21 protein-coding genes are annotated in these 17,176 nt (G+C 63.6%); 9 read left to right on the top strand and 12 right to left on the bottom strand.

What is annotated here, in order from left to right; all coding sequences use genetic code 11:
- Nucleotides 1-504: 504 nt before the first annotated feature.
- Nucleotides 505-792 carry a class I SAM-dependent methyltransferase gene (locus IPK65_14650; GenBank protein MBK8164322.1) on the top strand — a complete coding sequence of 96 codons (288 nt, stop codon included), beginning with the start codon at nt 505-507 and terminating at the stop codon, nt 790-792.
- 1,200 nt (nt 793-1,992) lie between these two features.
- Here IPK65_14650 and IPK65_14645 read toward each other — a convergent pair.
- From IPK65_14645 to IPK65_14625, 5 genes are all read right to left on the bottom strand, one after another.
- Nucleotides 1,993-2,283 carry a DUF2959 family protein gene (locus tag IPK65_14645; GenBank protein ID MBK8164321.1) on the bottom strand — a complete coding sequence of 97 codons (291 nt, stop codon included), beginning with the start codon at nt 2,281-2,283 and terminating at the stop codon, nt 1,993-1,995.
- A 16-nt stretch (nt 2,284-2,299) separates the two neighbouring features.
- A complete protein-coding gene (locus IPK65_14640) occupies nt 2,300-2,740 on the bottom strand; it encodes a DUF2959 family protein (protein MBK8164320.1) in 441 nt (146 codons plus the stop codon).
- 316 nt (nt 2,741-3,056) lie between these two features.
- Nucleotides 3,057-3,377, bottom strand: a complete 321-nt coding sequence (locus IPK65_14635) for an SUMF1/EgtB/PvdO family nonheme iron enzyme (protein MBK8164319.1) — start codon at nt 3,375-3,377, stop codon at nt 3,057-3,059.
- Entirely contained in the window at nt 3,374-3,817 is a 444-nt protein-coding gene (locus IPK65_14630) for an SUMF1/EgtB/PvdO family nonheme iron enzyme (GenBank protein MBK8164318.1), read from the bottom strand. Before IPK65_14630 ends, IPK65_14635 begins: the two co-directional genes overlap by 4 nt.
- 254 nt (nt 3,818-4,071) lie before the next feature.
- A complete protein-coding gene (locus IPK65_14625) occupies nt 4,072-4,728 on the bottom strand; it encodes an SUMF1/EgtB/PvdO family nonheme iron enzyme (protein ID MBK8164317.1) in 657 nt (218 codons plus the stop codon).
- 923 nt (nt 4,729-5,651) lie between these two features.
- Here IPK65_14625 and IPK65_14620 point away from each other — a divergent pair.
- The gene (locus IPK65_14620) at nt 5,652-6,152 is read left to right on the top strand and encodes a cytochrome c (GenBank protein MBK8164316.1); all 501 of its coding nucleotides are present in this window, start codon (nt 5,652-5,654) and stop codon (nt 6,150-6,152) included.
- 49 nt (nt 6,153-6,201) lie between these two features.
- Here IPK65_14620 and IPK65_14615 read toward each other — a convergent pair whose 3' ends face one another.
- From IPK65_14615 to IPK65_14605, 3 genes are read right to left on the bottom strand one after another with little or no spacing between them, the layout of a single operon-like run.
- Complete coding sequence (locus IPK65_14615) at nt 6,202-7,533, bottom strand: GAF domain-containing protein (GenBank protein MBK8164315.1); 1,332 nt, start codon at nt 7,531-7,533, stop codon at nt 6,202-6,204.
- Nucleotides 7,530-8,036, bottom strand: a complete 507-nt coding sequence (locus tag IPK65_14610) for a pyridoxamine 5'-phosphate oxidase family protein (protein ID MBK8164314.1) — start codon at nt 8,034-8,036, stop codon at nt 7,530-7,532. The genes IPK65_14615 and IPK65_14610 overlap by 4 nt, the downstream gene beginning before the upstream one ends.
- Nucleotides 8,037-8,091: 55 nt before the next feature.
- Nucleotides 8,092-9,972, bottom strand: a complete 1,881-nt coding sequence (locus tag IPK65_14605) for a hypothetical protein (GenBank protein ID MBK8164313.1) — start codon at nt 9,970-9,972, stop codon at nt 8,092-8,094.
- Between the two features lie 118 nt (nt 9,973-10,090).
- Between IPK65_14605 and IPK65_14600 the strand changes: the two genes are divergently transcribed.
- The 3 genes from IPK65_14600 (at nt 10,091) to IPK65_14590 (ending at nt 11,907) form a co-directional block, all read left to right on the top strand.
- A complete protein-coding gene (locus IPK65_14600) occupies nt 10,091-10,939 on the top strand; it encodes a class I SAM-dependent methyltransferase (protein ID MBK8164312.1) in 849 nt (282 codons plus the stop codon).
- A 328-nt stretch (nt 10,940-11,267) separates the two neighbouring features.
- Nucleotides 11,268-11,594 carry a type II toxin-antitoxin system RelE/ParE family toxin gene (locus tag IPK65_14595; protein MBK8164311.1) on the top strand — a complete coding sequence of 109 codons (327 nt, stop codon included), beginning with the start codon at nt 11,268-11,270 and terminating at the stop codon, nt 11,592-11,594.
- Nucleotides 11,587-11,907 (top strand): putative addiction module antidote protein, encoded by a 321-nt coding sequence (locus tag IPK65_14590; GenBank protein ID MBK8164310.1) that lies wholly within the window; start codon nt 11,587-11,589, stop codon nt 11,905-11,907. The genes IPK65_14595 and IPK65_14590 overlap by 8 nt, the downstream gene beginning before the upstream one ends.
- Before the next feature lie 218 nt (nt 11,908-12,125).
- Here IPK65_14590 and IPK65_14585 read toward each other — a convergent pair whose 3' ends face one another.
- Both IPK65_14585 and IPK65_14580 read right to left on the bottom strand, forming a co-directional pair.
- A complete protein-coding gene (locus IPK65_14585; protein ID MBK8164309.1) occupies nt 12,126-12,389 on the bottom strand; it encodes a BrnA antitoxin family protein in 264 nt (87 codons plus the stop codon).
- Nucleotides 12,376-12,654: a BrnT family toxin gene (locus IPK65_14580; GenBank protein ID MBK8164308.1), complete on the bottom strand. Its 279-nt coding sequence runs from the start codon at nt 12,652-12,654 to the stop codon at nt 12,376-12,378. The genes IPK65_14585 and IPK65_14580 overlap by 14 nt, the downstream gene beginning before the upstream one ends.
- A 253-nt stretch (nt 12,655-12,907) precedes the next feature.
- Here IPK65_14580 and IPK65_14575 point away from each other — a divergent pair, with 253 nt between their 5' ends.
- The 3 genes from IPK65_14575 to IPK65_14565 all read left to right on the top strand — a co-directional run bounded on the left by IPK65_14575 (nt 12,908) and on the right by IPK65_14565 (nt 14,643).
- Nucleotides 12,908-13,267, top strand: a complete 360-nt coding sequence (locus IPK65_14575; GenBank protein ID MBK8164307.1) for a DUF2384 domain-containing protein — start codon at nt 12,908-12,910, stop codon at nt 13,265-13,267.
- A complete protein-coding gene (locus tag IPK65_14570; protein ID MBK8164306.1) occupies nt 13,268-14,014 on the top strand; it encodes an RES family NAD+ phosphorylase in 747 nt (248 codons plus the stop codon). It abuts the gene before it with no gap.
- Nucleotides 14,015-14,361: 347 nt separating this feature from the next.
- Nucleotides 14,362-14,643, top strand: a complete 282-nt coding sequence (locus IPK65_14565) for a BrnT family toxin (protein ID MBK8164305.1) — start codon at nt 14,362-14,364, stop codon at nt 14,641-14,643.
- 247 nt (nt 14,644-14,890) lie between these two features.
- Here the strand turns inward: IPK65_14565 and dapA are convergent, their stop codons facing one another.
- Nucleotides 14,891-15,874: a 4-hydroxy-tetrahydrodipicolinate synthase gene (gene dapA / locus IPK65_14560; protein MBK8164304.1), complete on the bottom strand. Its 984-nt coding sequence runs from the start codon at nt 15,872-15,874 to the stop codon at nt 14,891-14,893.
- A complete protein-coding gene (locus IPK65_14555) occupies nt 15,819-16,175 on the bottom strand; it encodes a hypothetical protein (GenBank protein MBK8164303.1) in 357 nt (118 codons plus the stop codon). Before IPK65_14555 ends, dapA begins: the two co-directional genes overlap by 56 nt.
- A gap of 426 nt (nt 16,176-16,601) precedes the next feature.
- Here IPK65_14555 and IPK65_14550 point away from each other — a divergent pair.
- A partial coding sequence (locus IPK65_14550; protein MBK8164302.1) for an ATP-dependent helicase occupies nt 16,602-17,176 on the top strand: 575 nt, incomplete at its 3' end.

The following is a 17,176-nucleotide window of genomic DNA, read 5'->3' as shown; positions in this document are numbered from 1 at the left end:
CAAGGCAACATCCGGCATGCATGTTCAACGCCGACAGAATATTTAAATCTTACAAACCAGTTACGCCGCAATCCAGGACAGATTTATTTATCCTGACCAATCAATCCAACGACGTTGGGGACCGATTTATTTTCTGCAGCGGCTCGGGGACAGATTTCAAAATCTGTCCCCGATTTCAGGGACGGACTTAAGTCCGTCCCCAATCGCGAACAGCCCGTCACTCGCGGCAATCCGTCCACAAGCACGACGGCCCGCCCCGATCCCGACAGTCGCCCCGATCGCGAGAAGCAATGCGTTATCCATGAGCCCTTTGAACCGGCACGAGAGGGATATCCATGAGCAATAAAGGCAACCAGCCCGACTGGGACAAGATCGCGGAGAAGTTCGACGTCTTTCTGCCGCAGATGGCCCCGGTGGGGAAGTGTTGCTGCGGGCGCTGGCGGTCGCGCCAGGTGACAAGGTGCTCCGACCTCGCCTCCAGCGCAGACGAGCCGGCGCTGAACGCTGGCGCGGCGCCAGCCCCACGCCGTCATCACCCGGCATCGACGCCGCCGAGGGCATGGTGCGGGTCGCGCAGAAGAAGGTCGCGACGGAGCGCCCCTGACGAACGTCAGTTTCCGGACCATGCCGGCCGAGCACCTCGACTTCGCCGACGCCAGTTTCGACAAGGCGCTGTGCCGCTTCGGCGTGATGCTGTTCGAGGATCCGCTCAAGGGTTGCCGCGAGATCCACCGCGTGCTGAAACCGGGTGGCGCGTTCGCCTTCGCCGTGTGGGCACGCGGAAATCCATGACCACCGCAGGCTGGGCGGCGCGGGCGTTCAAGGGGCCGCGTGCCCGAAAAGCACCAGCCGCCGCTCGAAAAGGTCACCTCGCTGGGCCGGCCAGACGTGCTCGACGGGATGCTGAAATCCGCCAGCTTCCGCGCAGTTCAGCGTCACGCCGCACCGCTTTGATTACCAGTATGAATCCTTCGAGGCCTACTGGAGTGCCATGGAGGCCTCCGAGATCCTCAGGCAGCAGTTCAACGCCATGCCCGTCGCCGAGCAGGCCAGCGTCCGCGACGGATCGCCCGCTTCGCGCCGACTTCCAGACCGTTCACATGCCTGGTCATCCCGCACGAATTCCTGCTGGCGGTGGGACACAAATAGTCCCATTCGGCGATATACTTTTGTCTTATCGGGGACAGATTTATTTTATTCGCATCGTGGCGTAGTACGGGGACGGACTTGAAGTCCGTCCCCTCGAAGCGAACAAAACGCGCGACCAATACCGCCATCCGATCAGGACAGTGACCTTCTTCGGCATCCAGGACGACGCGAGCGTGGTCGGAGGAATCTTCGGCGGCAGCTGGTACCCGAGGTCCCTCGCGCCCTACCTGAGGACAAGGGCATCCCCTATTACGCGGCCGGATTCGATCCACGACTCCAGCGCGAACTTCGCCCGCCATAGCAGCAAAGGCCTTAAGAGTTCAAGATGGACGCCGGCCCCGGCCTCTACGGCAAGGTGAAGACTACCGTACTCGCACCGCCAGACAAGACCGCCATCGCACCGCCCGGTTCGGCGGACATGGTGCCTGACGTTCCGCAATATCCACAGCTGGATGGCCGCCGGCACCGCCGACCAGATCTTCGCCGCCATGTTCGCGGCGCTGAAACCAGGTGGCGTGCTCGGCGTGTGGTCGAGCAGAACAGCGATCCGCGGTGCCGCAGGATCCGAAGGCGAAATCCGGCTACGTCAGCCAGGATCCCGCGATCAAGCTGGCGGAGGAAGGCCGGCTTCAAATTCGTCGAGGGCGGCGAGATCAGCGCCAATCCCAGGACACCAAGGATCACCCGAGGAGCCACGTCTGGACCCTGCCGCCGACCTTTGCCCCCTGGAGGACGAGGACCGCGCGAAATTACCTCGCCATCCCGGCGAGAGCGACCGCTTCACGCTGAAGTTCGTCAAACCCTGAAGCGCCAAAATCCCGCTGTCGGGGACAGATTTATTTATCAGCTTGGTACGGGGACAGATTTTAAATCTGTCCCCAGTTTCGGGAGGGGACGGATTTGAAAATCTGTCCCCGAAGTATCATCGGGGACAGACTCAAGACCGTCCCCGGACTCTGAAGCTGTCCACGCAGATTCCTCCGGCTTCGACATCGAGTCGATGAACTTGTCCGCCTCGGTGATCGACGTGTTCATGTCGCGGATCAGCGCCGAGATGTCCTTCTCGATCTCGTCTTCTGATTGCGCAGCGAGGCGATCGCCGCTGGCGTTGAGGTTGTGCTTAAGGAACAGCACGCGGTCTGGAAGGCGTTCAGCACCGGCTGGATCTTCTTCTCCGCCGCATCCATCGCCGCGACCAGCTTCTTGTACAGGACGCCTGCGTGCTCTTTAACTGCTGGGCGCTCGCGCGCTTCAGGTTCGGGTCGGTGTACTTGCCGAGCTCCTCGTTCCACTCCGCGAACAGACTGTCCGCCACATCCTTGACGTCGACGATGCGCGACTTGATGTCCTCCGCGCGGGCGAGGCTGGCATCGTATTCATCCTTCAGGATGTTGTACTGCTCCTCCAGGTCGCCGCCTTCATAGCCGGTCACGGCGATGAACTTGTCCAGCGCCGAGGCTAACTGCTCCTTCGCCTCCTGCTTTGCCTCTCGCCTTGTCGACGCGCTTGACCAGAATGTCGCGCTTCTCGACGCCGGAATTTCTCCATCCTGCCGTAATTCAGCGGTCTGGCAGCCACCCGGGCACAACAAGGCCAGCGCCACCGGCGATGAAATGTGAGGTTCTTGTTATTCAAATGCATCGCGGCGACTCCCTCCAGTCAGTGGAACGATGATCAAAATGGCGCAGATACTATACCCCATCATCGGGGACAGATTTATTTTCACGCCTGGCAGGCACAGAAAACTTTTGACGTTGGGGACAGATTTATTTTTCCGTGCCGATTGGACGGGGGCCGGAGAGTGAGGTCAGGCAGACGGCGCGGGCATCAATAAAATAAATCACTCCCCAGCGTCATTAATTTGTCCCGGATTATTGGAGGATCACTCAGGCTGGCGGCCTTCGCGGTCAGGGCGTCGGCGGCGCAGCGGGAACCGAGGTCGTTGAAGCGCGAGTCGGGGGGAGGTTGAAGCGGTAGGCGCCGCGCGCTGGAACAGGTGCAGGGCGTAATGGCCCTCGCCGCCGCGGCAGGCGCCGCGCACGACGCGGAAATTTCTCGCCAAAGTTGTCGCTCGTGTAGTCCGAGCCCGGGTAGGCCTGATACCAGTCGGCAATCCACTCGGAGACATTGCCGGCCATGTCGAACACGCCGTACGGCGACTTGTCGGTCGGATACGAGCCCACCGGCGCGACGCCGTCTTCCCATTCGGCCTCGCCGGCGTTGCTCATGCCGTCCTTCCACTCCGCCCCCCAGGAAATTCCTGGCCACCGGCGCCGCGCGCCACCCTGTCCTCGGCCTCGGTCGGCAGGCGCTTGCCGGCCCAGCGGCAGTAAGCATCGGCGTCGTTCCAGCTCAAGTAGATCACCGGCTCGCGCCCCTGCAGCTCGAACTTCTTCCCGATCGCCGCCAGCTCGTCCTTCGTCATCGCCCGCGTGTCGGGTCGAGCTTGAAGGTCTTCACCGCGAGCTGGCGCAGCTTCTCGACATCGAGCGCGCGCCCGCTTGTCGCGCTTCAGGCTGGGGACGTAGCCGCGGTCGAGCCAGTGGTCCGGCGGCGGGACGTTGACCGCGGCGAAGAACGCGCGGTAGTCGGCGTTGGTGACCTCGTACTGGTCGATATAGTAGGCGGGCAGGCGCACGCGGTGCTCGGATGCTCGTCCAGATACCACGGCTTGGTGTTGCCGAATTCGCCCGCGACGCCCTCATGCTCGGACTTGTCGCTGCCCATGATGAAATCGCCGGCCGGGACCAGCGCCATGCCGGTGGTCGGTGCCGCGGGCCGGGGCGGCGGGTTCTGCCGCCTGCGCAGGCAGCGCGCAGAGCAGGGCGATCAACGCGGCGCCGCATGCCCGCGCCGCACAATGTTGACTGTCACGCGACGCCTCAAGGATGACACCAGGGCCGTGGTCATGCATGGAACCTCCTATGGCGCGTCCTTCGCGCAGCGGAAACCGAAGCTGTTGTTCTTCGTCGTACGGAGAAAGAAGGCGCGATTGAAACTCGGCGCCGAGATGCCGCATTTGTAGAACGAGCAATCCCACCACGAGCCGCCCTTCAGTGTCTTGTAGAGTTCGCCGTAATTTTCATTCGGGTGTGTGTTGCCCGGATATGCGCGGTACCAGGACCCGGTCCATTCCCACACATTGCCCGACATGTCGTAGAGCCCGAAGGCGCTCTGCCCGTCGGCGAAGGCGCCAACCGGAGTGGTATCGCCCTCGCGTCCGAGTGAATTCCAGTACAGCGGTGTGTTCGCGCGATGCATGCCGAACTCGTTGCCCCAGGGGTAGCGGCGCGCATCGGTCCCGCGCGCGGCCTTCTCCCACTCCGCGTCTGTCGGCAGGCGCTTGCCCGCCCAGGCGCAGTAGTCGCTCGCATTGTTCCAGGTCACGCCGACGACGGGATGGTCGATCTTGCCGGGCGGATACGTGCGGTTCTCGAACTGCGGCGGCGAGCGGTGCCCGGTCGCGTCCATGAAGGTCTTGTACTGGCCGTTCGTCACCTCGTAAAGATCGATGTCATAAGCCGGCAGGTCGACGACATGCGCGGGGCCCTCATCGGGCAGGCGGTCGTCGGTGCCCATGGTGAACCTGCCGGCGGGGGATATGGGCCATCTCGTTCAGGTGCGTGCCGACGCGGGGTGTGTTCGTAGTAGAGCGGCACGCCCATGCCGGCAAGCAGCTCCGGTGCTGTCGAGGCGCAGGCCGACCGCGCGCGCCGCTGTATTGGCCGGTGTTTCCTCCGCTTCAGCCGCTGGCGCCGGGGCGGCGGAGGCCGCGTGCGCAAGGTCCTGCTCCGCGGAATGGCAGCTCGCGCACGCCGGCCCCGCGGGCGCGACAATCGGCGGCGTCGCATGGCAGCGTCCGCACTTCGCGAGATCCACCGCAGCCGCGAGCCCCCACGGCGCAAAAGCGAACGCGGTGCAAAGTAATACGGCGTATCGCCGCGAACGGCGCCTGGCAGATTCGTCCATGGAATTCCCTTATGGTTTGCACCAGTTCCGCTGTCACCGCGGAATCTAGGGAAGAGAGCGGGTAACGCCCACAACTTACCAAAGACATCCCGTGATTTCCAGCCGGATTAATTCGCGAACGATATCAGCACGTCAGCCTGAAAATGTGCACGCATTGTGCAATTCAGTAATCGGATTCAGGGCGGGATTTCTCACGCGGAGCATCGGATCCGGGCAGTCCCGCTAGGTGTCCCACCATCGGCGATGCGGGAACGAGGCGAGAAGTCCTCCGGGCCCTCGCGCGGAGGCGGGTTCAAATTGCGCGGGGATGACGAATTCCCCACGGAGCCTGCCGTCGATCTGGACGGGGCGGGCAGGACATCCCGTACGGTTCCCGATTCCCGTCCCGGCTTAAGAAAAATTTACGAAATGCATAAGCATTATTTAGCAACGCGTGATTTTTCATCGCCCTAAGCTTTTTCCGTCAAACAGGCGCGGTCATGACTTAAGGCCGCTGCAACACACATGGCAAACGAACAAGAGGAGGGAAGGCGATGAAAACGTCACGTATCGCGCTGGGGGCCGGCCTGGCAATCGCGCTGGCAGGACCTGTGCTGGCTGAAACTGCGGACCCGGTCCAGGTCGAACGCGGGCGCTACCTGGTGGTGATCGGCAACTGCAACGATTGCCACACCCCGGGGTATCCCGAGAGCAACGGCGCCACGCCGCAGTCGGAGTGGCTGACCGGCAATCCGGTGGGATTCAACGGTCCCTGGGGCACGACCTACCCGCGCAACCTGCGGTTGTTCGTGCAGGAGCTCACCGAGAGCGAATGGCTCGCGACGGTGCATCAGCCCAAGCGTCCGCCCATGCCATGGTTCACCCTGGCCCAGATGACGGACGAGGATCTGCGCGCCGTGTATCACTTCATCCGCAGCCTGGGCGCGAAGGGTGTGCCGGCGCCGGCCTTTGTCGAGCCCGGACAGGTGGTACGCACGCCCTACATCGACTTCTTTCCCAAGGGCCAGCCCCGGCAGGAGGCCAGGGCGGAGTGACGGCAACCATCGCGGTGGCCGGGGACAGACTTGAGTCTGTCCCCTTGCCCTAACCTGCAGCCTCGATCAGCGTCAGCGGGCGGTCGACGTGCAGGCGGAAGCGGCCGCGGCCGGTCTTTTCGATGCGGATGTACGGGCAGCGCTCGGCGAGGCGGCGCTGCAGCAGGGTGAGCCGCGCCTCCAGGTTGTCGCAGATGTCCGGCAGGCGCAGCTTCGGGTCGAGGCGCAGCTCGCGGTTGCTGAAGTCGATGCGCTGCTGCGCGGTGTAATCGCTCACCAGCCGCCAGAAGATCGCGCCCGCCACGCCCTTGATCAGGTAATCGTCGCCGATGAACACGCTGTCGTTGGCCCTGAAGCGCCGCACCGTCAACGGTGTTCCGCCGACCATCGCCTGCGCCGGCCGCGCGGGCGCACGCGCCTCCTGTACCTCGACCGCCTGCTGGATATTCTGCAACTGCAGCGCGAGCTGGTCGGCCAGCGTCACCAGCGCGTCCTCGTCCTCGTAGTTGAAGCTGACATCGCGCTCACTCTCCGCGTAGAGCACGCCGAGCAGGTGCTCGCCGAGCAGGATCGGCACCGCGAGCTGGGTGCGCGGCTGTTCCAGGCCGGGAAAGGGAATCTCGGTCTCCAGTTCGCCGGCCGTCAGGCCCGCGCGCACCGCGCGGCTGTAGACATAATCGCTGCTCATGTAACTGATGCGGATCGGTGCGCGCTCGCGCGCCGCCACGCCGATCACGCCTGCGCCGAGCGCCACCTCGGAGCCGACGCCGGACTCCGCGTAGCCGCTGCTCGCGACCGTATAGAGCCGCTCGATCGCCGGGTCATACATCAGCACCATCGCATGCCCGATTCCGAAGTGCTCGCGCAGGCCGCACAGCAGCTCGTCTAGCAGCGCGGTCAGATCGCTGTGCGCCAGCAGCCGCCGCGCGCAGGCGCGCAGGGCAGGCATGCGGCTCGGCCGCAGCGGCGAGGCGGCCGGCGCGCCGCCGGTGGCGCAGCGCACCTCGAGCACGCGGTACACGTCCGCGCCGCGCAGCACGAACACCTTGCTCATGCCGGTATGCGAGGCCACGCCCGCGAGCTTCGCCTTCAGGTATTCGAACAGCGGGCCCTCCGACTCCGTGCGCAGGTAGAGCAGTGCGAGGCGATAGTGCTCGCCGTTGGCCGGATCGATCACCTGCACCGTCGCGCGCGGGTTGGCCAGCACGTTCTCGCGCGTCTTGGAGAAAAACTGGAATGACAGCGCCACGTGCGCACTGTCCACGTAATGCACCTGCGAGAGATAGGACGCATTGGGAGTGCCGTCCGGTGCGCAGGTGGCGATCACCGCGGGGATTGCGCCCTCGAAACAGTTGCGGATCGCGTCGAGCGTGAGGTTCACGACTCCGCCCCCAGCTTCCTGCCGGCGTTCGGTCCCGGCGTCGCCACGAACACCGCCGCCGGCGTGAAGGTCACCGCAATGCACTCGTCCTCGAGGGGCGGGACCACACCCTGCGCGAACTCGCGGCCGTAGCCCAGGGATTCAAGCTCGGCGGCGAAGGCGAGGCGGTAGGGTTCGACCGAGGCGCGCTGTTCCGGCGTGGCCGGTTCGATGCGCGCCACCGTCCCTTTCAATTGCAGCGCCTGCGCCGTGAGCGGCCGTGTCATCGCCATCGAGAGCGCGCCGTTCGCGCGCAGGTTGCGCAGCACGTCCGCGGACCGTGACGACGGGAACAGCAGCGTCACCCGGCGCCGGTCATCCGATACACGGCAGCCCTGCGCGCGCGCCACCGCCGGCACGTTGTCCGCATCGCGTGTGGCGACGTTGACAGAATTCACCGGCGAGTTCAGAAAGGCCGCGCTGTCCGCGTCCAGCAGGGGCGGGTTTGTCGATCCCGGGCTCATGGCAAAATCCTACCAGAGCTCCGGCCCGGCGGCAGCCCGTCGCGCGGGCCGCGCGTCACTGCCGCACGAAGCTGTCGTGCCAGTGTTTCAGAATCAGTGCCCGGATCAGTAGTTTGTATGCCGGTATATCGTTTTTAGACCTGGCCAGCCGCTGCGCGGCCGCCAGTCGCGGTGCGGCCCGGTAGAGCAGGGGTTTCAGGCGTGCGCGGAGTGTGCCCGCGATCCCGCTGCGCCGCGGCGCCGCGGCGGCGGGCGCCACCTGGTCGAGCAGCGTCAGCAGGGTCTTGCGGTCCAGCAGTTCCCACACGCCGGAGGCATCGTCGGCCAGCTCGGCACGGGCGTAGCGCCGCACCGGCGTGTCGGTTGCGAGCAGACCCTCCCAGTCCTCCAGGTTGTTACGCCCGGCGTAATCGATACCGGCCAGCTCGGGGTAGCGCCGTTCCACCGTGCGATACAGCAGCGCCTTGTCGTCGCGGCAGGGCTTGGGCAGTCGTTCGATCAGGTCGAGGACGGGGTCATCCATCAGCGGCGAGCGATGGTCCATCAGCACCTGCTTGTAGTACGCCGCCGCGCCGCTCAGGCGCTGATAGCGGTCGCGGAAATAGGCGCGGTGCGTGAAGTCGTTCGGGTCGAGCGCGTCGGCCTCGCGCGTCATGGCGTCCATTACATGGTCCGAGGCTTCCGCGCAGGCGCGGTGCGCGTCCGGCGCGACGACGCGCTGCAGCAGCGCGCTGTCGCGGAAACGGCGCAGGCCAAGTTTCGACAGTGAGCCGCGCGTGCTGTATTCCCGCTCCGCAAAGCCGAAGCTCTGCTCGCCGCGCAGCAGGATACGTACGCCACGCGCGTACAGACGTTCTGTGGCGGCGAACTTGTCCGCGTGCAGCACCGCCGATGCGCTCATCCCGTCCAGCAGGTGATTCACTCGCCGGAAGGTCGCTCCGTACTCGCCGAACGCGGCCATGTCCATCGCCATCACTTCGTGACGGACGCCCAGCCGTGCGGCGAGTTGCCGCGCGATCCCGATGTCCGCGCCCGTGCGTTCGGGCGCACAGCCCCAGGTGACCGCGTGCAGGCGTGCCCCGTCGCCGCCGAGGGCGCGATAGCCTGCGCCGAGGATCGCGCGCGAATCGACGCCGCCGCTGAGCAGCAGCGCGGTTGTCTCAGGGGTGTCCAGGTCGCGGGCGACCGCCGCATCGATGCGCGCGCCGGCCTCCTGCACGTAGTCCTCCAGCGGCCGGTCGCGTTCGTGCTCGCCGGGGCGGAACTGCCAGTACGGGCGCAGCCCGACCTTGCCATCCGCGACGCGGAGCTCGGTCCCGCCTGGCAGGCGGCGGACCGCCGTGAAAAAGCTCTGTTCCGTGAGCAGATAGCCGCTCGACAGGAAGGTGGCGAGCGCCGCCCAGTCGAAGTCCGTCCGCTTCGGCAGGAAGCCGAGCAGCGCCTTTACCTCCGGCGCGAACAGAAGCAGGCCGTCGCAGCTCGCGTAGAACACCGGCTGCGAGCCCTGCCGGTCGGTGAGGATGATCGTTTCGCCGGCGGCCGGCGCATGCAGCACGGCGGCGAACGAGCCTCCGGCGCGATGGATGCGGGCGCGGGTGTCCTGCCACGTGCCCGCGGCGGCCGTCTCGCCGTGCGGCCGGCCGGCGACGAAGGCATGCGACTCCGCTTGCACGGTGCGAGCATCATCGGGCCAGGGGCGGGTATGGTGATGCGGCAGACCGATGCGGCCGACGGCGCATCCGGCGCCGGGGTCGGTGAACGTCCCGGTAATGTAACCGTCGTAATGACGCAGCGGCCGTGCCAGCCGGTCCAGCAGCGACTGCAGGGATTCGCGCGACAGGGGCCGGCGCGGGTCGAGGTTCACAACGCCGAACAGGCCGGGCATCGAATCGGTCTCGCTGTTACCATGATGGGAGGCCGCCAGATTGCGGCACACAGGGGCGTTTATACCAGCAAGCCGTCGCGATTGCCATGGCGCGGCCGTTGCAGCCTGGCCGCCGTCATGCCGATACGCTGTGCGGGAAAGGCGCCAGCAGACAGACCGGACGACAGCGATGACACAGTGGGATGACCAGGCTTTGCAGGCGCGCATCAAGACCGCCGGACAGGATCGCTACGCCGCCGGCTCGCCGGACGAGCGCGAGGTCGCGACGTATCGTGCCGCGCTGCTGCGCACGCTGCGGGGCGAGGCGCGGGACCGCAGGGTTCTGATCCTCGGCATGACGCCGGAGCTGCGCCGCCTGAGCGCGGACCTCGGCTGCGCCACCGTGTGCGTCGACATCAATCCGCGTTCCATCGCGGTGTATCGCGACTGGCTTGCGCCCGTGCAGCGCACGCGCGAGACGGTGATCCAGGGCGACTGGCTGCAGCTCGCGCGCCTGCTGCCGCGGCCGTTCGACGCCGTCCTCGGCGACGGCCTGTTCGGCAACCTGCTCACCCTGGAGGCGCACCGCCGGCTACTCGCCACCATGCGGGACTGCCTCGTGCCGGGCGGCGCCGTGATCCAGCGCAACATTTTCATCCCGCGCGACTTCGATCTGCGCGCCCACGACGCCGAAGCGCTGTTGTGCGCCCACCGCTCCGGCAGCATCAACGACGAGGAGTTCGGCTTCGGCATGCGCATGTGGGGCTGTCACGCCGCCGCCTATGACCCTGCCACGCTGCTGCTCGACAATAAGCGGGTTTACGACACTTACCAGTCCTGGCTCGACGACGGCCGCCTCACGCCGGCCGAGCACGCGCTGATCCGCCGCTATTATTTCGCCGGCCACAACCTCATCCCCGGCGAGGCGCTGTGGGAGCGGCTGCTCACCGAGGCCGGCTTCCGCTTCGAGCGTCTGCCCCTCGCGGGCCAGCAGTGGTACGGCTATTACCCTGTCTATTCCTGCCGGCGTGAAGATTGAAAATAGAGCAGCGCAGGGCAGGGAACCATAAACACGCCTAAAATTCGATCACCCATCACCGGAAGTACCTATTGCCATCCCGTCGTCCTTCCGTGCTTGCATTCCGCGTCCCCCGCGCCGAGCGCGCCGCCATCGTCCCCGGCGCCCCGTATACCGAGGCCAGGAAATAGATTTGCCAGTCACCCCGCAGCTCACTTGCTGATGGGGACAGATTTGAAATCTGTCCCCCTCCCAAGCAGGACATCTGTCCTGTCCACACTGCAACATGAATCCCTTGTCTCGTTGTAGTATTTAAACTACAATTCGTTCTCGTCAAGGATGACGCGGGATGATCGAGATAAGGGAATATCTCACCCCCGAGGGCAGGTCGCCGTTTGCGGAATGGCTGCAGGGACTCCGCGATGTTCAGATTCGTGCGCGCATAGCTGCGCGTCTGAATCGAGTCAGGTTGGGTAACTTCGGCGACTGCAGAAGCGTGGGGCAAGGTATCTACGAGCTGCGCATGACGTTCGGCGCCGGTTACCGCATATATTTCGCCCGCGAAACCGAGCGCGTGATTCTGTTACTGTGCGGCGGAGATAAAAGTTCACAAGCTGATGACATCAAATGCGCCAGATCGTACTGGCGCGAATATCGGAGTCGTACAGATGGCTAGATCGCGCGCTTACCAGGAAACCCTCAACGAAAATCTCGCTGACCCGAAATTCGCGGCCGCGTACCTGACCTCCGCGCTCGAGGATGCCGATCCCTCCGTCTTCTTGCTGGCACTGAGGGATGTCGCCAGCGTGCATGGCGGCATCGCCAAACTGGCGGAAGCCGCCGGCCTCAACCGCGAAAGCCTGTACCGCATGCTGTCGGAAGACGGCAATCCCCGCATCAGCAGCCTCACCGCCGTCCTGCACGCCTTCGGCCTGAAGCTGTCGATCGCGCCGGAAAAATCCAGACGATCAGCACATCAAGGCGCATGACAAATCGCTGGAAAAGGTGCTGCGCAGGGTAATCCGGGATGAACTCAGGAAGGCGGGGTGACCTTCGTTTTCGGGGACAGACTTAAGTCTGTCCCCTTGCCTCTAAGTAATGCAGCCCGGATGGGGCGCGGCGGACTCCGGGAACCAGCAACCGAATATCTATCCGGATTAAGCCCGCGTGCTGAGGGGGACAGATTTCAAATCTGTCCCCCTCCATCCTACATATTCCTCCGCATATACTCGCGCAGGATTTCATTGATCTTGGACTGATACTTTTCATTCTGCGTCTTGAACCAGGCGAGCACGTCGGCGTCGAGCCGCAGGCTGACGGCCTTCTTGACCGGACGATAGAACCGGCCGCGCACGGCCTCATCCCAATCGCGCACTTCCGGGATGTCATCCGTTGCGATCTTCGCGTCCGGCAAGCGTTTCAGCGCCTTGACCTGCGCCTGCCGCCGGGCCGTCTGTTTAGTCTTGCTCATAATGTCTCCGTTCGTGCGCTGTGGCTTTTCGCGCCGAAATGATCCGAATGACTTCCTCGCCTTCGCGTTCGAATACCGTGTGACTCACCAGCAGCAGGACTCCATCGACCATGCCCAGGGTATGCCAGCGCTGTTCGCCGCCGGTGATCCGATCCGGCGTGCTCAGCGCGAGCCGGTCATCAAACACGTCCTGCGCCAGCTCGAAGCTGACACCATGCTTGAGCCGGTTCGCGCGGTTCTTGTTCTCATCCCATGAGATGCGCATACGGCAAGTCCATTTGCCTGTATGCATAAAATTGTATATACAGATTTGTCGGCGTCAATCCCGCGAGGCGAGAGGGCGGGGCAACCCTCCGGGGACGGATTTCAGCCTCGAGCAAGGGGGACAGATTCAGCCAGGTAAGGGGGACAGATTTTAAATCTGTCCCCGTAACTCGCAGGGGAGAGGCTAATATTCCGTGCAAATAGCACGATATTTCTGTATATTGTGCATAAAGCGCAAAAAGGAGCCCATTCCCATGAAACACGCTGCCGCAACCACCCCCGACAAGGCGGACGTCCTCGCCGAGGCGCTGGTCAGCGCCGGCCGGTATCTGGGCATGAACCAGGTCGAGCTGGGCGCCGTCGTCGGCAAGGACCGCACCGCCATCAGCCGCGGCCGCATCGATCCCGACAGCAAGGCGGGCGAGCTCGCGCTGCTGTTCATCCGCTGCTACCGCGCCCTCTATGCCCTGACCGGCGGCGACGCCGAACAGATGGCGCACTGGATGCGCACGGAAAACCGCCACACCGGCGGCGTCCCGGCCGAGCAGGTCAAGAGCGTGCAGGGGCTGATCAACGTGCTCGAATACCTCGACGCCATCCGCGGAAAACTCTGAATGATCGCCTGGGACGGCGTACTCGCCGCCGCGCCGCCCGTCCCGCTCGCGGGCACGCTGCAGCGCCTGGTGGAAAGCCAGGAGCAGGTCGCCACCAATCAACTGGTCGCCTCGCTCGCGCGCCAGTCCGTGCTGGAAGAAATGCTCGAGGGCACCAAGCCACGGCTGCGGCCGGGCACGGAGTCGCTGCATTACCTGCTGTCCACGCCGTTCCGCTATCCGCCGCTGAAATTCGGTTCGCGCTTCGGCCGGCGCAGCGAGCCCAGCCTGTTCTACGGCTCGCGCGAGACGCGCACGGCGCTGGCCGAGGCAGCCTATTACCGCTTCGTCTTCTGGTACGGCATGACCGTGCCGCCGCCGGGCAAGCTCGACACCCAGCACACGCTGTTCGGCGTCGACTACAAGACCGAACGCGGCCTGCAACTGCAGCATCCGCCCTTCGCCGAACACGCAGCGCAACTCACGCACGCCAGCGATTACAGCAGCAGCCAGGCGCTCGGCGCGAGCATGCGCGAGGCCGGCATCGAGGCCTTTGAATACACCTCCGCCCGCGACCCGCAGCACGGCATCAACGTCGCGCTGTTCACGCCCGCGGCGCTGGCCAGCCCCCGGCCGTTGTTCCAGGACGCCTGGCTGTGCGAACTCTCCGGCCACCACGTCCGCTTCAACGCCGTCCACAGCCCGGAGGGCTACGACTTTCCGGTGGAAGTGTTTCGCGTCAACGGCGCGTTACCCTGGCCGGGCTGAGCACACTGCCCGCCCGGGGACAGATTTCAAATCTGTCCCCTACCCAGGATCGGGGACAGACTTCACTCACGTCAGGGGGCAGACTTCCAGTCTGTCCCCTTTACTACGGCGATGGGGTACAGATTTCAACCACAGTACGGGGACAGATTTAAAATCTGTCCCCTTCCCGGAGCAGCCCGCATCGTAGCCCGGATGGAGCGCAGCGGAATCCGGGGAATTCAGGCCGGCATCCCCGGATGCCGGTGCTCCGCACCTATATCCGGTCTACGAAACACCTGTCACGACAGAGTTAATTGTTCCTGGGATGCAAGTTGACACGTACACGGATTGTGCATACTCTTTCGTGCATGGAGTACGAATGGGACCCAAGGAAGGCTGCCCAGAATATCCGTAAGCATGGCGTCGATTTCGCCGATGCTGTTGTCGCGCTGGAGGACGAGAACGCGCTTACGGTCGATGATCCTGCTCAGGATGAGGTGCGTATTAAGACGCTGGGAATGGGGCCGGCTTTGAATATCCTGCTGGTCGTATATTGTGAGCGGCATGAAGATTTGATCCGCATCATCTCGGCGCGAAAAGCGGATAGAAGTGAAACCAGGCAGTACTACAAGGGTCTCAGTCATGAGTGAAGATTTCTCCAAAGGCCGGCGAGGCCCCGTGGTCAAAGCAACTACCAGACCCTGATCAATGACGCCCTGAGGGAACACATCAAGGCGCATGACAAATCGCTGGAAAAGGTGCTGCGCAAGGTGATACGGGAGGAGCTCAAGAAGGCAGGGTGACCTGCAATATCGGTGACAGATTTTAACAGAGTACGGGGGACAGATTTCAAATCTGTCCCCGATGTTTCAAGTACGCTCCTATTTTTCCCTTCGCCTACATCCGCAGCGCCATCACACTTTCCAGCGCGCCTTCCAAATGCTTCCTGCACGCATCGGAGACCGGCGTCATCGGCAGCCGCATCTCTTCGCTGATCTTTCCCTGCAGCGCCAGTGCCGCCTTCAGAGGTCCCGGGTTGGGTTCCGAAAACAGTAGCCGGGTCAGCGGCAGGAGCGCGCGGGAAATCGAACGGGCGCGCTCGACCTGTCCCGCCTGCATCAGGTCGAGCAGGCGGACGTGGAGATCGGGCCGGATGTGCGCCGAGGCGGCGATCGCGCCATGGCCGCCCAGGCAGAGGGTTACGAAGGCCAGCGAATCTTCGCCGCACAGGATCTTGAGCGGGGTTTCGTTGATCAGGTCCATCAATTGCGGGATGTTACCGCCGCATTCCTTCAGCGCCGCGAAACGTCCATCGGCGGCGAGCGCCTTGACCGTGGCCGGCTCGATGTTGACGCCGGTGCGGTACGGGATGTTGTAAATAATGATGGAGCGCGTGGTGGTCGCCGCAATGGCCTGGAAATGCACCAGGAGTCCTTCCTGCGAGGGCCGGACATAGGCGGGCGCCGAGACGAGAAACCCGGCGATCCCTTGGTCTTCGAGGCGCGCGACCCGGTCGGCCATGGCCCGCGTATCGCTGCCGCTGATGCCCATGACCACCGGGCAGCGCGATCCGGCGGCCTCGAGTACGGCCGCGAGCAGCGTATCCTGCTCAGCCACGCTGAGAGAGGCGGCCTCGCCGGTGGTGCCGCACACCACGAGACCGTGCACGCCGGCTTCGACAAGACCTGCCGAAAGTCGCTGCGCCGCCTCCACGTCGACGCGCCCGTAACGGAACGGTGTGACCATCGGCACCCATACCCCTTCGAAGCGGGTCGGCGCCTGCGCCGGTTCGCGCGCCGGGAATCCTGGCGTCGACCGCCAGGATTCAGAGCGAAGTAATGCGACCAAATTCGGCACGCGGCAGGATGCGCATGACGGCATCCATGGCGTGACTCACCGCTGAGCTGTGCAGGCCTATGCTCACCCTCATGTCGTTGGAGCGTACGACCGGCTTCACACGCATGATCTCCACAAATTCCCCGCAGGCGCTCATCACCACGCGGCGCAACGATGCGACCACGCCCGCGTCTACCGTGATCGACAGCATCACCCGCTGTACCGCCGCCGCGGGGCGGCGAATCGGAGCCACAACAGCATGCGTAGTGGTGTTGCTGTCCCGGGTCGAAACCTCATCCCGGGCTCGGAAAAAATCTCGCACTCGCGGCATTGCTTGAAGATTCATATATAACCTCCGTGTGTAATGGACACAGAGGAAGATTAGTCCCGGCGCGATAAAGAAAATGCAAAAAGGCGGACCGGGTGTGTAAACGACGTATATAAGTTGCGGGCAGGGCAGCTCACGGGGGCTGGGCGGTACGTCAGGGTTGATTCCATATCCCATCCCTTTGATTTTCCTGGCTCAGTCCTTAGTCCTAAGCCCTTAGTCCTAGGGTTTGGCACTCTATATATATGTGTTAGCATCCCTCTCTAAGCTCATAAGAACTAAAAACTTATAAGAACGTGTCTGCTCCGGGCCAACATGTCTGCGAGACCGTCGGCTGGCCGTTAAGGGGATCAAAGCGAGGCCTGGATAGTTGGGTCGACTCAACAGAAACTTATTAATTTCTACTCCATCTTGATTGCCGATGTTCGTGATGGTTAAGGCTTAATGGAACTTATCGATAATATCAACCACCTGCTCGGTGACGATCTCAAGCAGACGCTATTGCCTGGAGTGCGACTCAAAATAGCCGCCTCCTGTTTCTCGATGTACGCCTATGAGGCGTTGAAATCAGAGTTTGAACAAATCGAGAAGCTGGAGTTTATTTTTACCATGCCCACATTTGTGGCCGAGGAAGTTACCGACAAGATTCGCAAAGAGCGCAAGGAATTCCACATTCCCAAGTTGGATCGCGAGCGCAGTCTGTACGGCAGCGAATTCGAAATCCAGCTTCGAAACAAGCTGACCCAGCGCGCCATAGCCAAGGAGTGCGCCGATTGGATGCGCCGCAAAGCGACATTCAAGAGCAACCGTAGCAAGGCGCCCATGCAGCAGTTCGCTTGTGTCCAGGCAGGCGGCAAAGAGACGGCCTACATGCCACTTCATGGTTTCACGGCGGTTGACCTGGGCTACCAGCAGGGCGACGCCGTTTCGAACCTTGTCAACAAGATGGATGAGGTGCCGTTCACGGCAACCTACCTCAGCCTGTTCGAGCAGATCTGGAACGACCCGGAAAGCTGCAG

It is taken from the genome of Gammaproteobacteria bacterium (assembly GCA_016712635.1).
GTDB lineage: Bacteria > Pseudomonadota > Gammaproteobacteria > SZUA-140 > SZUA-140 > JADJWH01.
This window is presented reverse-complemented; position numbering and strand designations above follow the sequence as displayed.

Bases quoted from the DNA above. Each gene is read 5' to 3' on its own strand.
- IPK65_14635 (MBK8164319.1), bottom strand. From the start codon at position 3,377: ATGAGCAACGCCGGCGAGGCCGAATGGGAAGACGGCGTCGCGCCGGTG.
- IPK65_14625 (MBK8164317.1), bottom strand. From the start codon at position 4,728: ATGGGCACCGACGACCGCCTGCCCGATGAGGGCCCCGCGCATGTCGTC.
- IPK65_14620 (MBK8164316.1), top strand. From the start codon at position 5,652: ATGAAAACGTCACGTATCGCGCTGGGGGCCGGCCTGGCAATCGCGCTG.
- IPK65_14610 (MBK8164314.1), bottom strand. From the start codon at position 8,036: ATGAGCCCGGGATCGACAAACCCGCCCCTGCTGGACGCGGACAGCGCG.
- IPK65_14600 (MBK8164312.1), top strand. From the start codon at position 10,091: ATGACACAGTGGGATGACCAGGCTTTGCAGGCGCGCATCAAGACCGCC.
- IPK65_14595 (MBK8164311.1), top strand. From the start codon at position 11,268: ATGATCGAGATAAGGGAATATCTCACCCCCGAGGGCAGGTCGCCGTTT.
- IPK65_14590 (MBK8164310.1), top strand. From the start codon at position 11,587: ATGGCTAGATCGCGCGCTTACCAGGAAACCCTCAACGAAAATCTCGCT.
- IPK65_14585 (MBK8164309.1), bottom strand. From the start codon at position 12,389: ATGAGCAAGACTAAACAGACGGCCCGGCGGCAGGCGCAGGTCAAGGCG.
- IPK65_14580 (MBK8164308.1), bottom strand. From the start codon at position 12,654: ATGCGCATCTCATGGGATGAGAACAAGAACCGCGCGAACCGGCTCAAG.
- IPK65_14575 (MBK8164307.1), top strand. From the start codon at position 12,908: ATGAAACACGCTGCCGCAACCACCCCCGACAAGGCGGACGTCCTCGCC.
- IPK65_14570 (MBK8164306.1), top strand. From the start codon at position 13,268: ATGATCGCCTGGGACGGCGTACTCGCCGCCGCGCCGCCCGTCCCGCTC.
- IPK65_14565 (MBK8164305.1), top strand. From the start codon at position 14,362: ATGGAGTACGAATGGGACCCAAGGAAGGCTGCCCAGAATATCCGTAAG.
- dapA (MBK8164304.1), bottom strand. From the start codon at position 15,874: ATGCCGTCATGCGCATCCTGCCGCGTGCCGAATTTGGTCGCATTACTT.
- IPK65_14555 (MBK8164303.1), bottom strand. From the start codon at position 16,175: ATGAATCTTCAAGCAATGCCGCGAGTGCGAGATTTTTTCCGAGCCCGG.